A 14,384-nucleotide genomic window follows, 5' to 3' on the forward strand; every position below is an offset into this window, starting at 1 on the left:
ATTTGGCATTACAAATTATATTAATGATCATTATCGCTTATCTTTGTGGTTCACTTTCTGGCGCTATGATTATTTGCCATTTAATGAAGTTAAATAATCCTTCTTTATATGGTTCACATAATCCTGGCGCAACTAATGTATTAAGGATAAATGGACGATTACCTGCTGTTTTTGTTTTAATCTTTGATATGTTAAAAGGTGCTATTCCGGTCTATATTGCTTATCGGCTTGGGATATCACCTTTCTTTTTAGGTATTATTGGTATTTCAGCTTGTCTTGGACACATTTTCCCCTGTTTTTTTCATTTTCGTGGAGGAAAAGGTGTGGCAACTGCGTTAGGGATGATGGCGCCTATTGGGCTTGATTTTACGGGTTGTTTTCTTTTGACGTGGTTTTTAGTGTTAATAATAACCGGTTATTCTTCCGTTGCAGCAATAGTAGGTTTTCTTTTTGCGCCTTTATATGTATGGTTATTTAAACCAGAATTGACATTGCCTGTGACAATGCTTTCATGTTTAATCATTGTTCGTCATAGCAGTAATATTATGCGATTGTTGAAAGGGGAGGAGTCAAAAAGTTTTTATCATCGCAGTAAAAAATAAACTAAATGCTAGTCTTTATAGATCCTAATCTTTTATCACTAAAATCTTAGCGATAAAAATTCGAAAAACTAAACTAATTGATTTTGATTGAAATTTCTCAAAATCTAAATAATTTTAAATTGAAGTAATAGAATAATTTTGTTTTATAGACAATTGAAACAAGGTATTATTATTTAATTAGTATAACTATGTGGTAACAAAATAATTCATGCAAATCAGTCCGCTTTTAGAATCACTTATTAGTGCATTTCGCTGTCTACCAGGGGTTGGTCCCAAATCGGCTCAACGAATGGCTTACCATTTATTACAACGTAACCGTCAAGCAGGGCTCCATTTAGCTCAAGAGTTAAATGAGGCAATGATTAACATAGGTCATTGTAAAGAGTGTCGAACTTTCACTGAGCAAGAGATCTGCAATATCTGCGCGAATGTTCGACGACAAAGTAATGATCAAATCTGTGTGGTGGAATCACCAGCAGATATTTTTGCTATTGAACAAACTGGGCAGTATAGTGGTCGTTATTTCGTTTTACTTGGTCATCTATCGCCACTCGATGGTATCGGTCCGAGTGACATTGGTTTGGATTTATTAAAAAGGCGACTAGAATCAGAATCAATAAGTGAAGTTATTTTAGCCACCAATCCAACGATTGAAGGTGACGCTACTGCCAATTATATTGCTCAAATGTGCAGTGAATTTAACATTGTAGCCACTCGCATCGCGCATGGTGTTCCTGTCGGAGGTGAGCTTGAAATGGTGGATGGCACTACATTATCGCATTCATTTATTGGTCGCCAGAAGATAGATTTTTAGCTTTTATTATTAATTACGATTTATAATCCAACAGGGTTATTAAATATCAATATATATTAAATAATGGGAAAAAAGATTTTATGAAATATAAAGCAGTCGCCTTTGATATGGATGGTACTTTACTTGGTAGTAACCGATTAGTTCTCCCTGAAACTGTAGATATGATAAAAAAAATCAGTGATAAAGGAATAAAAGTCATTTTGGTTTCCGGTCGCCATCATACCGCTATCTATCCATACTATTATCAATTGAAATTATCAACACCAGCGATTTGTTGTAATGGAACTTATCTCTACGATTTTGAAAAACAACAAAGCTTTGCTGCAAAACCAATGACTAAACAGCAAGCACATACACTGTTAAATTTAGTTAATCAACATGGCATCCATACTTTAATTTATACCGACAAATTTATGACTTATGAAGTTCTTGATGATCATTTAGCCGGTTTCTTCCAATGGATAAAATCTTTACCTGAATTTTTACAACCGGAAGTGAAAAAAGTTGATGACTTCGAAAAACTTATTGAACAGGCTGATTTAATTTTTAAATTTGCGACAAGTAGTCATGATATTCCAGCATTAAAACAATTCTCAAAAGCGGTTGATGCGCTTGATGAATTTTCTTGTGAATGGTCATGGTCAAATCGTGCTGATGTGGCGGTAAAAGGAAAAACTAAAGGCAATGGATTAAAGCATTGGGCCGAACATGAAAATATCAAATTAAGCGAAATCGTTGCTTTTGGGGATAGCTTTAATGATATTAGCATGTTAACTATTGCAGGATTAGGTATCGCAATGGGTAATGCTGAAAAAGAGGTCAAAGAAAAAGCGAGTTATTCAATTGGTGATAACAATAGCCCAAGTATTGCCGCTGAACTTGAGAAAATATTTTTTAATTAAGTTAATTTTAAGATAATGTTTGAAGTTCTCTATCAAGACAATGATTTAATCGTAATCAATAAGCCAGAAGGGTGGTTAGTGCACCGGAGCTGGCTTGATAAACATGAAACTGTCGTGGTCATGCAAACGTTGCGCGATCAAATTGGTCAGCATGTCTATCCCATTCATCGCTTAGATAGACCAACCTCAGGTGTACTCATTTTTGCCTTATCTAGTGAGATAGCAAGGCTGTTGTCGGAACAATTTGCCTCAAATAAAATTGAGAAAACTTATCATGCCATTGTACGTGGTTATGTTGATGGTGAAGCTATCATCGATTATCCATTAGTTGAAGAATTGGATAAGATTGCTGATAAGTTTGCCAATAAAGATAAACCTGCTCAAGAAGCCATAACCTTTTATAAAGGTCTTAGCAAAATAGAGTTACCTATCGAAGTGGGAAAATATAAAACAGCTAGATATAGCTTTGTTGAATTAAAACCACAAACAGGGCGAAAGCATCAATTACGTCGTCATCTTAAACATATCTTCCATCCCATTATTGGTGATAGCAAACATGGTGATCTTCATCAAAATCGTGCTTTTAGTCATTATTTTGCTGTTAAGCGTCTTATGTTGCATGCTAGCACCGTTAAAATAATCCATCCTATTACCCTTAACCCCCTCACTATTCATGCAAAATTAAGTGATGATTGGTTAAAAATATTGAGGGAATTCAAGTAAATTGAATTGATTAATCGTTAAATTTTGAATATTTTCCTTAATATTATTAATAAATCTCAATTATTCAATTTAATAAAAATTCATTGGTTATTGCATTATTCAATTAGGTGGTATAACCTTTTACCGCAATTAACTATTCCATTACACAATAATTAAAGAACTTTATTCATACTGTTTTTAGATTATTATTAGCACTGTTAGAAATTTATAAAGTCAAAATTAAACAAATTATTTAGGAAAAACAATGAAACGATTAGCTCAGTATATAGGAATTCTTTTTTTTACTTTACTTGCTGTTGCCTGTTCATCAGGTGAAAGTTCACCAGAAAAAGTTGCAGAAAAATATGTAAGCGCCATGTATAACGGTGATGCCGATACCATAATAAAGATGATAAATATTCCTGACAGTGAAAAATCATCTCAGGTTAGTATGATGATCAAAGGTAAATTACAAGATAGTGTAACCAGAGCGAAAACCTATGCTGAGAATCATGGTGGCGTAGATAAAGTTGAATATCAGCCAACAAAATATCTTAATGATGATAAAACTCTGGCAGTGGTTGAGATGAATGTTGTCTTTAAAGACAGTAAGAATAAAAATGAAAAACTCAAATTAATTAAAGTTGATGGTAATTGGTTTATTGAATTAGGTCATTAGGTTTAATATTATATATTAATGGTTTTCTAATCATGTATTAAATGAGAATGTTTTTTATTATTTGCTGTTGTTCAGTTAAAAGTAAAGAATAAAATAAATAAGTTATTAAATAGGGAAATAAAATATGAAATTGTTATTTAAATTTTTAAGTGTATTTATGTTGGCATTAGTTGTTACAGCTTGTTCTTCAAATGATACACCTGAGGCGGTAGCTGAAAAATTCATTAAAGCTGGTTATACAGGTGATGTTAATGGCCTTATCGATGCTTTATACATTCCTGATGAATTAAAAACTAAAGGTGTTGATGTCAAGGGGTTAATGAAGAGTAAAATGAAAGGTGTTACCGACCAAGCCGTCGCTACAGCCCAACAAAATGGAGGTTTTGACAAAGTAGAATTATCACCAATTGAATATAATAGTGATAAAACGTTAGCAAATGTTAAAACAACCGTTATCTTTAAAAATGGAACTAAGACTAATTCAGCATTATCTTTAATAAAAGTTGAGGATAAATGGTTTATTAATTTTAAATAATTCATAGAATTATTTGATAACCTAAAAAGGAAAACTAATTTTATTACCTTTTTAGGTTATAGATTACAACTTTAAATGTTTATGAAATTTCTCCATTATATTTTTATTTTTCTCCTTTTTATAAAAACTCCTGTTTATGCACTAGACTTGGCAAATTCGGATATTTCCTCTATAAAAAATTTTTCACAAATTAAAGCTGGTGATTGGATTTTCCGTAATGGTGTTCAAATAGATAGTTTTATCGTTAAAAAACTTGATGGTAGTGATTATTCCCATATTGGCATGATTGTTTCCGTGGAACCTGAAATTAAGATAATTCATGCAACAACCAATGATAATGAAAATAAGCCTAATCAAGTAATCATTTCTACTTTAACTGAGTTCACTGCCCCCGATTTAGCGCAAATGTATGCGGTGGCAAGACCGAATTTTTTATCAGATAAGCAAAAAAAGCAGATTATTGAAGAGCTGTTAACCAAACAAGGTGAGAAATTTATACTTGCTTCTCGCGATCAAGAACATTTATATTGTACATCTTTGTTATATGATACCATTATCAAATATCAACCTGATTTTAATCCAGAATGGCAATACGCCAAATTTCCACTGTTAAGTGGTGATTATTTATTTCCCGGGGCCTTTGCTAATTATCCAAATATCACTTGGATTTATGTTTATCCAGACAAAAAGCCATAGAGCATGTTGCTTTCTATTGCCAGCTAGGAGCTGTGCTTAAACACTATTAGAAGCGTTTTTAAATAAGAAAGCGCAATTTTACAATTACGCTTTTGAATTGTTTTATTTGATGATTAATTTTCTAGATAAATAGACTGCATTCTTTCGAAATCTTGGTCGGTGAAACCAAGTTCTTGCTTAATGTAGTTGCTCGGTGAGCCAGCTATTTTTCTCATCGTATCGAAAATCTCATTAATAAAGCTTTCTCGGGTATCGATTAAACTTAGTAGATAACCTAAAACATCTTCATTATCTGTAATTTCTCGATAAGCTGCCATTTTGATTTTATTACGTTCTAAACGATTATCATGGGTTAGCATATAATCATAAATAATATCAGATTCAGATACACCTAACATAATTTGGATTAGCATTACACCATAACCAGTCCTATCTTTTCCTCCACGACAGTGTTGTAGGCTAGGACTATTGTTGGCGTCTAAAACTACTTTTAACATTTGTCGATAAGCTGTTTTCGATTTTTCACTCAGTACAAAGTTACGATACTGTTCAAGGACTTGTATGCCATCGCCATTAACTAACTCTTTTGGAATATCGCGCAGCACACTTTCAATCAATGCTTGATCTTCATTACTTGGATCGGCAGCAAATTGCGCAGCAAGTTCAGCTGTTTGTGCTGACGCATCAAAATTGAAGGTTTGTTTTTCGCCTATTGTATCATTGGGGTTAGTTTTTATTTCATTTTCACTACGGTAATCAATTATCGTTTTGATATTCAACGCCTGTATATATTGTTGCGCATCGGGTTTGAGTCCATGAAGATGATTGGAACGATATAACAGTCCCCATTTTACCCGTTTCCCTTTGGCACCAGCATACCCACCAAAATCACGGAAATTATTAAGTCCTGTGATTGGTAATGTCCTTTCTGCAAATAGATATGGCGAATGGCCATGAATATCTAATATAAGATAGATTCGACTTTTGGCGTTTAACGGATCATCAAATATTACCGGTGAGTTTAATGCCTTTCCAATTAACGTTTTATTATTAGTATGGGCATTAGCTTCGGTTGTCCAATATAAATTAGCAGGCTGATCACTACTAAAAGTTACCTCCAATTTTCCTTGTTTGTTGCGAACTACAGATATTTCGTTATTTTTTTCTATCATAGCTATCTTCCTGCTTAGTGTAATATACCGAATGATGAAAGAATGACACCGATTACCATAACCGCGATAATTAGTGATACCGTATACTTACCTTGGAATTTTCTAACTAAGAAAAATACAGCTAAGGTAAAAAGAAGTGTTAATAAATTCGGCATTACCTTATCAAACATCTCTTGTACTTTTATTGATTGCTCTCCAACTTCGATCAAATAAGGCGTTGAAACTTTTACAGTTGAAGCAATCAGCGATCCCAATACCATTACCCCCACGACATTGGCTACATTACTAATTCTTTGGATAATATTAGAATTTTTGGATTGTTCAATAAGATCAATCCCTTTGTTATATCCATAGTGAACAAAGAAATATTTTGTGAAAATATTCACAAAATTGTAGATTAAAAACATTAATATTGGACCAATAATATTACCTTGCAATGCAAAGGCCGCGCCAATACTTCCGCATATCGGCATCCAGGTAAATTTTAGTAAACTATCGCCCAATCCAGCAAACGGTCCCATTAATCCAGCTTTTAATGAAATGACGGCATCTTTTTCTTCTTCGCTTGTTTTCTCTTCGACAGCAGCAGTAACACCAAGGACTAAAGCACCAGCATTAACCTGAGTATTAAAAAACTCAAAATGACGTTGCATTGCCTTAACACGGGTTTCTTTATCCGCATCTTTATAAAGACGATCGAGAATTGGAATCATACAATGTGCAAATCCAATAGTTTGTAATTTTTCATAGTTGAATGAAAAAGGGATAGTTTGAATTTTCCAAAAGACGCTATTAAGATCTTTTTTCGTAATTTTCTTCTCATTGCTCATAGGTCATATTCCTCTTCAATGCTGTCATTTTGTATCGGTTTTTCAGTGTTAGTTTGATTATTATTTTTACCAGCGGTAAATGCCATGTCATATAAAACAGCAAAGGCAAGTGCAACAAAGGTAACTGGTATGATCGGTAGTTTTAGGTAACTCGTTAAAACAAATCCAAGTAAAAAGAAGAACCACATAGATCCTTTTAAGAGCATCAGTAATAAAATACAGATACCGACTGCGGGGATTAATTTTGAAGCGACACCCATACCGTCAATGATATTCTTTGGAATCGCGTCTAATATTGTTTTAATCAGATCACTACCAAAATAAATAGCTAAGAAACATGGGACGGCTCTAATCAAAAACCAAATAGGCGTTGAAAAATAGTGTACTTTAACAAGTCCTTTATAATTACCATTTTGTATACTTTTTTCTGCCCATGGGTTTAAGAAACAAGCAAATGATCGCCAAAGTATGAGTAACTGCTGACAAAGAATTGAAACCGGTAAGGCAAGAGCGACGCCTGTTGCGACGCCACCATCGGTAGAAATTCCTAATGAAACGCCAATAATTGCGCCAGCAACAATATCTGGGGCAGAATAGGCACCAACATTGCCAACGCCCATCCACATTAGTTCAAGTGTTGCGCCAATGGCTAATCCTTGAACCATATCACCCATAATGATCCCAGCTACAGTACCAGTTAATAAAGGTCGACGTAGCATTTGTGGTCCGACGTCATCGAGTGAACAAATTCCCGCCCAAATGGCGACAAGAATAGCTTGTGTTAACATATGTTAACCTCCAAATGATGAAATAAAGATATATTAATTAACTGAGTAGTGTTTTAAGATCGACAATTGGGTCTTTAGGCACCATTTGAACTTCAACTATGACATTTTTCGCAATTAGGTTCTTAAATGCTTGTTCTTCCTCAGGAGTAACTGAAACCGCTCTGGATAATTGATGACGACCATCTTGCATTCGCATACCACCAACATTAAGTTTTTCTAGCGGCAATCCACCATCAACTAATGCGTCAACATCAATGCTGTTGGTGAAAAGTAACATCGTCCTTTTTTTAATAGTTGTCTTTTTAAGAATTTCGATAAATTCTTGTACTCCAAATACTAGTACTTTTAATCCTGGTGGTGCCGACATGGTTAATACTGATTGTTGGACCTTGTCGTTAGCCACTTTATTGTTGATAACTAACACTTGCTCTATATCATAATTTTTTACCCAAGTAGTAATAACTTGTCCATGAATTAGGCGGTCATCGATTCGTGCTACATTAATTGGCATTGCTGTTCTCCTTACAACTCATTAGATTCTTCATGTTGAACATTTAATAATTGCTTAACATCTATACAGCTTTGAGGAAAAATATCTTCAATAGCTTGTTTTACATCATTTAATGTTCCTTCTCGATTGTTTAAAACTTCAAGTAATACAGGAATATTAAATCCACAAAATAACAATAAATCGTTATGGGATATCAGTAATTCGCTAGCAAGATTGCAGGGAGTTCCTCCCATAATATCAACCAAAATAATCACTCCATTACCTTGATTAAGTTGACTATAACTACTCTGCATTTCTTGGCGTAACATATCGATATTGCTATCAATTAAGACTGAAATAATATGGACATTTTCTTGTTCGCCCATAAGCATCTGTGCGCACTCAAGTGCACCTTGAGCAAATGGACCATGACTGGCTAAAATGATAGGTAAAGGATTTGACATAAAAATTTCCTTATAATGTAATTTTATTACTAAATATTTTGTTTTGCTTAGTAACAAAGTTACATCTTCAACTAAAAATAGTCATCTATTTTTTGTTAAATTTTTATAATTTTGTGAACAAGATCAAATTTATTAAGTGAAAGGTAGAAGATAGTAACCCTCTAATATGATGGGATTATTTGGTATGTTTGTTTATTAAACTTTGTTTTTAATTATTTCGCGGATATTTTCGTTTTTCACGATTTTGCGTTTGTTGTAACAATCTTTCATCATATTTTCGAATGAATAAGTTAGTGAGTAACATATTCACTACCGATATTTGTGATATTTTAGATCGTATAGGAATTAATCTCGATGCGTGTTCCATTGAGGTGGTATGCAAGACAATAGAGGCTAATGAGGAGATTTGACTTTGTCCCATTTTAGTAATCGCAATTGAGGGGACAAATGATTGCTCAGCGAGTTTAAGTAATTCAACACAATCGGGCGTCTCACCCGAATGGGAAATAATAATAACCAGATCATTATTGTCTAATGTACTGATTAAATTCCGCGACATATGCGGATCAAAATGGCAATTTACATCTTTCTTAATTTTAATCAGTTGATATTCAAGTTCTTTACCAACTAAGCCGCTACTACCCACGCCAAATATCACAATTTTATTACTTTGGATGATTAATTCAATGGCACTATTTAATGCGTTCACATTAACAATAGAGTGAGTTTCGTCTATTGAGGATTTTTCCATAGCTTGAACTTTACTGTTAACATCTTCAAGAGAATCATTGAGATTAATATCATCTTGAAGAATTTCAGTACTTAGTTTTTGAGGAATTGATCCAATAAGATCGACCTTAAAATCACTAAAGCCTTTATAACCCAACTTATTACAGAGTCGTAAGATAGTGCTTGTACTAACATGATTGAGCTTGGCTAAGGTTTGTATACTCATATTTTTTAGTGCTTGAGTATTGGCAATAATATACTCTGATACTTTTAACTCTTTAGTTGATAAATCTTTTTTCACTTCTCTGAGTTTTAATTCAATCATTGCACACCTCAAAAAAAACTTTCAGTGAAGTAAGTATATAAAATTTGACTAAAAAATTAAAAAAAAATTATAAATTATGTAATTAATAAAATTATCATAATTAAAACCAGTGGTAATTATCATTTATAAAAGAAAGGAAGTAATAAAAAAAGGTAAAATATAGCTAGATTTATTCATATAAAACCCGCTTATGCGGGTTTTACCGGTTAACCAAGGAAATTATTTATCAAATTCACTGATAATTTCTTTAGCTGTTTTACCGTTAAGTTTGCTTTTAATTTCATCAAAGATTTTGTTTTCATCGCCAGCATTCGCTTGGTTAGTTGCTGCAGTAGCAGTTACTTTAACCATTGCACGTGCAAAAGCAATTTTATCCGCGTCACTTAATTTTTCACCGGCTTTTTGTACAGAAGTTGTATAAGCCTCTTTTGTTGATAAGTCCAGTTTAGGAGCATCGTCACCACAACCAACAAGAACAAAACTTAATAATGATACCGCTAATAATTTTTTGAACATTTCCTTTCCTTAAAAATATATGGTTAATAGGTAGCGCTATTTTTATACTAAATACACATGATTATCAAGTAATAAATCCATTCTTCAATAAAAATAAAAATTGTTAAAAAAAAGATGAATTTAATCAAATTAATTTTAGCTAAAATTATTTCTTTTTAGGAAATTATCAAGCAATGTTCTTTCGAATAAATCGGTTTTTAAAGTTTGAAATAATTTTTCAACTTTTAATAATAATACTGCTTTATATATACTCATTGGCGTATTTAATTACTGTTCTATGTTTAGTACAAGTGAAATAATCTAACCGACTGCTGTAATTATAAGCTATTAAGCCTTGACGATAAGGTAAGCCAATGCTAATATTTGCCACCTATTCAGATAGACCTCTACGGCGCGTTGGCAGAGTGGCCATGCTGCGGATTGCAAATCCGTCTACCTCGGTTCGACTCCGGGACGCGCCTCCATTATATTATCAGATTTATCACTTTCTTATAGTCTTATCAAATTCGATTGTTTTAACATTTAGAGTATTAAGTTTGCTTAACTTTTTTATCTATTTACCTAAGGTTAGTCCGTTTGTAATACGTTAGTATTTTTTAAAGTGCTATTAACTCATAAAGTATAGGATGAGTACTTTTAAAGCCTTTGAACATATCTTACTATTTAATTTTTTTAAATTTATCAATAGTAGCTTCCGTTTCACTAAATTATCTATAAAAAAATTCGTATTTGGCACCACAATTAAATAATATCCTCATGCAAAGAGAATCGGAATAATGTCGTCGTCATAACTTTAATTTATCGATAGGTTTGATTTTATTCAATTAATATTTCATGCTTATTACATTTAGTTACCTTTTTTGATGGTTATTTTTTTTAATAATGCAAATTTAATGGTTGTTAAAGCTATTTAATAAAGTTTCAATTACCTAATAGCTTTATCCGACTGTTTCATTTTTACTTTTCGATATAATTCCCATAGTTCTCATAGTTCACATGATTTGATATATAAAATGTAATTATAAGAGGTTAGTTACCGAGAGTAAGTCGGGTGATTAGAGAAACAATAATCGGCTCATCTCAAAGTTGATTTTCACTATACCTTTCAGGATAATTGGTCACCAATGCGCATAATGATTTTTCAAAATTACTTATAGATGATCACTATGCTTATCATCCGCACAACCAAAAATCACTAATTTTACTAATATATTCAAAATCAGGGATTGTAGCTATTTTTTACTAAATCTTTGTGATTAATTAATGCACCATTGATTTCGATTTTTTACTTTATTAATTAAAATTAACGTCTGGGTTTCAATCAAAATTAGAGGTCATCATTAGTCCTAAGTATTGATTGAATTTTAGCCTCTTATAATGTTGCTGAATAATTAGGATGAAGTAAATATGGGTTACTTTAACTATCATGCCAAAGCCAAAAATTTGATAAAAGAGGGCTTACTTGTTCGATACGAATTTGTTGATAACTGGAACGGTATCAAGCCAGCGTTAGTTTTATATTTTAAAAATGCTAATCCAATGCCAATAAGAGAATATCGCTGGCAAGAATATTTACCGCTTATTGGGGGGGAGGGTGAAAAGGATTAATATCCAATTGATAAAGCTATTTATCGAGTTGTAATGCAATATAAAGCAGTACACGATCATCAATTTTTGATAAATCTAATCCTGTTACTTTGGCAATATTGTTTAATCGATATTCAAGTGTATTGCGATGTATGAATAGGGCTTTTGCAGTATTATTGTTATGAAGATTATGAATAAACCAAGTTTGGAGAGTATTTTGCAGTAAGCCATTTGTATCAGATGCTTTTAATTTATTTAACGGTGAAAGTAACTCTTCAGCTTGCCAATCTTGGTTTAAACCATCCAATAAAACCGGTAAGATTAGGTCCTGATAATAATAATTACGACAATGTGGTAATCTTTTTTTTCCAATTTCCAATGCTGTTTTGGCGGTTTGATAAGATCTTGCTATGGCGTCGTTACCTTGATGGAAGTAATTTCCTAAAGATATTTTTATTACAAATTTACTAAGTAGTTTTGTCTGACCAACTAGTTTTTCAAGTTTTGCTTTATGCTCTACTAAATCCCATCGATTAAACTTATTTAAGGCTGGAAGTAATATCACAATTTCGGTTAGCGATTTTATGGCAACTAATTTGGTTATTGTTTCGAGTTCATTTTGAATTTGTTGTAATTCACTCATAGCTGTTTGAATTCCTAACTGGCCACTTTCGATTTCAATAATCACAGTTACATACGGTAAAGATAAATCAATATTTAATTTTCGACTCCACTCAGTTATGTTTGCCATTGTGTTATCTGATTGAATTATTGATAATATAAATTCTTCTTTTAAACGATTATCTTGAGAGAGCTGATTGAGTAATAACGCTTGTTCCATCATCATCTCGGCTGTCATACTTACTAGTTCTGCAAATTGGATGATTTTATTAGGTTCGCCCGTGACACCAATAACACCAACAATTTCATCTTTAAGTTTCAGGGGAAAATTAACACCCGGTTTAACACCTTTAAGTTTTTTGGCAGTTGGATTGTCAATGGTAACAACTCTGCCTTGCGATATGGCTAATACCGCACCTTCATGTAATTCGCCAATTCGTTCTAAATCACCGCTACCGATAATTTCTCCATGGTTATTCATTATATTTACGTTACAATTGATGATTTGCATGGTTTTATCAACAATATATTGAGCAAGTTTTGGTGAGATGCTTTGAACTTTCATAGTGATAAACTCTTTTATTTTTAATGATTTATATTTTATAGCTTATTGATTTTATTGCTTGGATCTTTATCCATATCGTCTGAAGCATTTCAATTATAGCTAATTTGAATAGGTTATTTTAATGATAAAAATTATTGGTGTTTATAATAATTGGGGAAATAAAAATAGCCTCTTTATTTCCCCATTCTCTTATTTGTTAGTTGTCTGAAAATGTTAAAGTTGAGTAATATTAATTAGACGACCAATATTCTCACTGGTGCGTTCAATATTTTTAAAGCCATCTGCTAATAAATCTTCAATCTTAGCTAAAGAAGGAATAATGCCAAAAATGGTGTTAATACCTTCAGGATAAAGTTCCTCGATATTTTCACCAATCATTCCCGCTAATGCAATAACCGGAACATTGTGCTTTTTAGCCGTTTGTGCAACACCATAAGGCGTTTTTCCAAATTTAGTTTGAAAGTCAATTCCACCTTCGCCGGTAAAACAGAAATCAGCACCAATTAATTGATTTTCTAAATTACTGTACTTGATAACTATATCAATGCCTTTTTCCATTTTACTATTGGTAAAAGCCATTAATCCAGCACCCAATCCACCAGCAGCGCCTGCGCCCGGAATCGTTGCGACATCTTTATTTAGCTGAGTCTTTATGATTGATGCGTAATGCTGTAAGTTCACATCTAGTTGTTCAACCATCTCAGGGGTTGCTCCCTTTTGCGGACCAAAGACTCTTGAAGCACCTTTTTCGCCACATAATGGATTGGTTACATCACTAGCAACAATAAATTCAACTGTATCTAATTGAGGATTGATTTCCGAGGTATCAATTTTAGCTAAATCTCCTAATGCACCACCGCCTTTAGGAAGTAATTGATTATTTTTATCATAAAGTTTTACACCTAAAGCTTGTGCCATGCCAGCTCCGCCATCATTAGTGGCACTACCACCAATACCTAAGATGATTTTTTTAATTCCCCGTTTTAAGCAGTCGAGAATTAGCTCCCCAGTTCCAAAGGTTGTAGTTATTAGTGGATTACGTTGTTCTTTAGGAACAAGGTGAATACCGCTTGCAGATGCCATTTCAATAACTGCGGTTGCGTTATCACCCAAAATTCCATAATAGGCCGTTACCTTGTTACCCAGCGGGCCTGTAACTTCACAAGCATATAATGTACCGTTAGTGGCATCTACTAATGACTGTGTTGTACCTTCACCGCCATCAGCCATCGGGACATGAATATATTTTGCATCAGGAAAAACTTTTTTTAACCCTGATTCCATTGCCTGACAGACTTGTTTTGCCGTTAAACTTTCTTTAAACGAGTCAGGTGCAAGTACAAATGTTTTTTGTTTCATAAAAATTA

The 14,384-nt window shown here is 33.1% G+C and carries 17 protein-coding genes and 1 tRNA gene; 9 read left to right on the forward strand and 9 right to left on the reverse strand.

Features of this window, described 5'->3' with window-relative positions:
• Nucleotides 1-2 precede the first annotated feature (2 nt).
• From plsY to DKK70_RS07085, 7 genes are all read left to right on the forward strand, one after another.
• On the forward strand, nt 3-602 hold the full coding sequence (gene plsY, locus DKK70_RS07055; RefSeq protein ID WP_219999711.1) for a glycerol-3-phosphate 1-O-acyltransferase PlsY: 600 nt from the start codon (nt 3-5) through the stop codon (nt 600-602).
• A gap of 208 nt (nt 603-810) precedes the next feature.
• The gene (recR, locus tag DKK70_RS07060; protein WP_110433353.1) at nt 811-1,416 is read left to right on the forward strand and encodes a recombination mediator RecR; all 606 of its coding nucleotides are present in this window, start codon (nt 811-813) and stop codon (nt 1,414-1,416) included.
• An 80-nt stretch (nt 1,417-1,496) separates the two neighbouring features.
• On the forward strand, nt 1,497-2,318 hold the full coding sequence (locus DKK70_RS07065; RefSeq protein ID WP_110433354.1) for a pyridoxal phosphatase: 822 nt from the start codon (nt 1,497-1,499) through the stop codon (nt 2,316-2,318).
• Nucleotides 2,319-2,333: 15 nt separating this feature from the next.
• The gene (gene truC / locus DKK70_RS07070; RefSeq protein ID WP_110433355.1) at nt 2,334-3,041 is read left to right on the forward strand and encodes a tRNA pseudouridine(65) synthase TruC; all 708 of its coding nucleotides are present in this window, start codon (nt 2,334-2,336) and stop codon (nt 3,039-3,041) included.
• A 244-nt stretch (nt 3,042-3,285) separates the two neighbouring features.
• On the forward strand, nt 3,286-3,699 hold the full coding sequence (locus DKK70_RS07075; RefSeq protein ID WP_110433356.1) for a DUF4878 domain-containing protein: 414 nt from the start codon (nt 3,286-3,288) through the stop codon (nt 3,697-3,699).
• 124 nt (nt 3,700-3,823) lie between these two features.
• A complete protein-coding gene (locus tag DKK70_RS07080) occupies nt 3,824-4,234 on the forward strand; it encodes a DUF4878 domain-containing protein (RefSeq protein WP_110433357.1) in 411 nt (136 codons plus the stop codon).
• Nucleotides 4,235-4,315: 81 nt separating this feature from the next.
• Complete coding sequence (locus tag DKK70_RS07085; RefSeq protein ID WP_181415938.1) at nt 4,316-4,930, forward strand: YiiX/YebB-like N1pC/P60 family cysteine hydrolase; 615 nt, start codon at nt 4,316-4,318, stop codon at nt 4,928-4,930.
• Between the two features lie 113 nt (nt 4,931-5,043).
• Here the strand turns inward: DKK70_RS07085 and DKK70_RS07090 are convergent, their stop codons facing one another.
• The 7 genes from DKK70_RS07090 to DKK70_RS07120 form a co-directional block, all read right to left on the reverse strand.
• A complete protein-coding gene (locus tag DKK70_RS07090; RefSeq protein ID WP_219999712.1) occupies nt 5,044-6,102 on the reverse strand; it encodes a tyrosine-protein phosphatase in 1,059 nt (352 codons plus the stop codon).
• A gap of 14 nt (nt 6,103-6,116) precedes the next feature.
• Nucleotides 6,117-6,932, reverse strand: a complete 816-nt coding sequence (locus DKK70_RS07095) for a PTS system mannose/fructose/sorbose family transporter subunit IID (protein ID WP_110423363.1) — start codon at nt 6,930-6,932, stop codon at nt 6,117-6,119.
• Nucleotides 6,929-7,720 carry a PTS mannose/fructose/sorbose/N-acetylgalactosamine transporter subunit IIC gene (locus tag DKK70_RS07100; protein ID WP_110433359.1) on the reverse strand — a complete coding sequence of 264 codons (792 nt, stop codon included), beginning with the start codon at nt 7,718-7,720 and terminating at the stop codon, nt 6,929-6,931. Before DKK70_RS07100 ends, DKK70_RS07095 begins: the two co-directional genes overlap by 4 nt.
• Nucleotides 7,721-7,757: 37 nt before the next feature.
• The gene (locus tag DKK70_RS07105; protein ID WP_110433360.1) at nt 7,758-8,231 is read right to left on the reverse strand and encodes a PTS system mannose/fructose/N-acetylgalactosamine-transporter subunit IIB; all 474 of its coding nucleotides are present in this window, start codon (nt 8,229-8,231) and stop codon (nt 7,758-7,760) included.
• 11 nt (nt 8,232-8,242) lie between these two features.
• Nucleotides 8,243-8,674: a PTS sugar transporter subunit IIA gene (locus DKK70_RS07110; protein WP_110433361.1), complete on the reverse strand. Its 432-nt coding sequence runs from the start codon at nt 8,672-8,674 to the stop codon at nt 8,243-8,245.
• A gap of 208 nt (nt 8,675-8,882) precedes the next feature.
• On the reverse strand, nt 8,883-9,728 hold the full coding sequence (locus tag DKK70_RS07115) for a MurR/RpiR family transcriptional regulator (RefSeq protein WP_110433362.1): 846 nt from the start codon (nt 9,726-9,728) through the stop codon (nt 8,883-8,885).
• Nucleotides 9,729-9,947: 219 nt separating this feature from the next.
• Nucleotides 9,948-10,244, reverse strand: a complete 297-nt coding sequence (locus DKK70_RS07120; RefSeq protein ID WP_110433363.1) for a DUF6694 family lipoprotein — start codon at nt 10,242-10,244, stop codon at nt 9,948-9,950.
• 390 nt (nt 10,245-10,634) lie between these two features.
• On the opposite strand from DKK70_RS07120, the gene DKK70_RS07125 reads away from it, so the two are divergent.
• Nucleotides 10,635-10,708: transfer RNA gene (locus DKK70_RS07125), tRNA-Cys, on the forward strand.
• Nucleotides 10,709-11,651: 943 nt separating this feature from the next.
• Nucleotides 11,652-11,852, forward strand: coding sequence for a thermostable hemolysin delta-VPH (locus DKK70_RS07130; RefSeq protein ID WP_110433364.1), 201 nt, complete (start codon nt 11,652-11,654; stop codon nt 11,850-11,852).
• 16 nt (nt 11,853-11,868) lie between these two features.
• Here DKK70_RS07130 and DKK70_RS07135 read toward each other — a convergent pair whose 3' ends face one another.
• Together DKK70_RS07135 and DKK70_RS07140 are read right to left on the reverse strand one after the other, a co-directional pair.
• A complete protein-coding gene (locus DKK70_RS07135; RefSeq protein ID WP_110433365.1) occupies nt 11,869-13,017 on the reverse strand; it encodes a sugar diacid recognition domain-containing protein in 1,149 nt (382 codons plus the stop codon).
• 213 nt (nt 13,018-13,230) lie between these two features.
• Nucleotides 13,231-14,376 (reverse strand): glycerate kinase family protein, encoded by a 1,146-nt coding sequence (locus DKK70_RS07140; RefSeq protein ID WP_110433366.1) that lies wholly within the window; start codon nt 14,374-14,376, stop codon nt 13,231-13,233.
• Nucleotides 14,377-14,384: the final 8 nt, after the last annotated feature.

This window comes from Gilliamella apicola, from assembly GCF_003202655.1.
GTDB lineage: Bacteria > Pseudomonadota > Gammaproteobacteria > Enterobacterales > Orbaceae > Gilliamella > Gilliamella apicola_R.

Coding starts and splice junctions, on each gene's coding strand:
- recR (WP_110433353.1), top strand. CDS start 811: ATGCAAATCAGTCCGCTTTTAGAATCACTTATTAGTGCATTTCGCTGT.
- DKK70_RS07065 (WP_110433354.1), top strand. CDS start 1,497: ATGAAATATAAAGCAGTCGCCTTTGATATGGATGGTACTTTACTTGGT.
- truC (WP_110433355.1), top strand. CDS start 2,334: ATGTTTGAAGTTCTCTATCAAGACAATGATTTAATCGTAATCAATAAG.
- DKK70_RS07075 (WP_110433356.1), top strand. CDS start 3,286: ATGAAACGATTAGCTCAGTATATAGGAATTCTTTTTTTTACTTTACTT.
- DKK70_RS07080 (WP_110433357.1), top strand. CDS start 3,824: ATGAAATTGTTATTTAAATTTTTAAGTGTATTTATGTTGGCATTAGTT.
- DKK70_RS07085 (WP_181415938.1), top strand. CDS start 4,316: ATGAAATTTCTCCATTATATTTTTATTTTTCTCCTTTTTATAAAAACT.
- DKK70_RS07090 (WP_219999712.1), bottom strand. CDS start 6,102: ATGATAGAAAAAAATAACGAAATATCTGTAGTTCGCAACAAACAAGGA.
- DKK70_RS07095 (WP_110423363.1), bottom strand. CDS start 6,932: ATGAGCAATGAGAAGAAAATTACGAAAAAAGATCTTAATAGCGTCTTT.
- DKK70_RS07100 (WP_110433359.1), bottom strand. CDS start 7,720: ATGTTAACACAAGCTATTCTTGTCGCCATTTGGGCGGGAATTTGTTCA.
- DKK70_RS07105 (WP_110433360.1), bottom strand. CDS start 8,231: ATGCCAATTAATGTAGCACGAATCGATGACCGCCTAATTCATGGACAA.
- DKK70_RS07110 (WP_110433361.1), bottom strand. CDS start 8,674: ATGTCAAATCCTTTACCTATCATTTTAGCCAGTCATGGTCCATTTGCT.
- DKK70_RS07115 (WP_110433362.1), bottom strand. CDS start 9,728: ATGATTGAATTAAAACTCAGAGAAGTGAAAAAAGATTTATCAACTAAA.
- DKK70_RS07120 (WP_110433363.1), bottom strand. CDS start 10,244: ATGTTCAAAAAATTATTAGCGGTATCATTATTAAGTTTTGTTCTTGTT.
- DKK70_RS07130 (WP_110433364.1), top strand. CDS start 11,652: ATGGGTTACTTTAACTATCATGCCAAAGCCAAAAATTTGATAAAAGAG.
- DKK70_RS07135 (WP_110433365.1), bottom strand. CDS start 13,017: ATGAAAGTTCAAAGCATCTCACCAAAACTTGCTCAATATATTGTTGAT.
- DKK70_RS07140 (WP_110433366.1), bottom strand. CDS start 14,376: ATGAAACAAAAAACATTTGTACTTGCACCTGACTCGTTTAAAGAAAGT.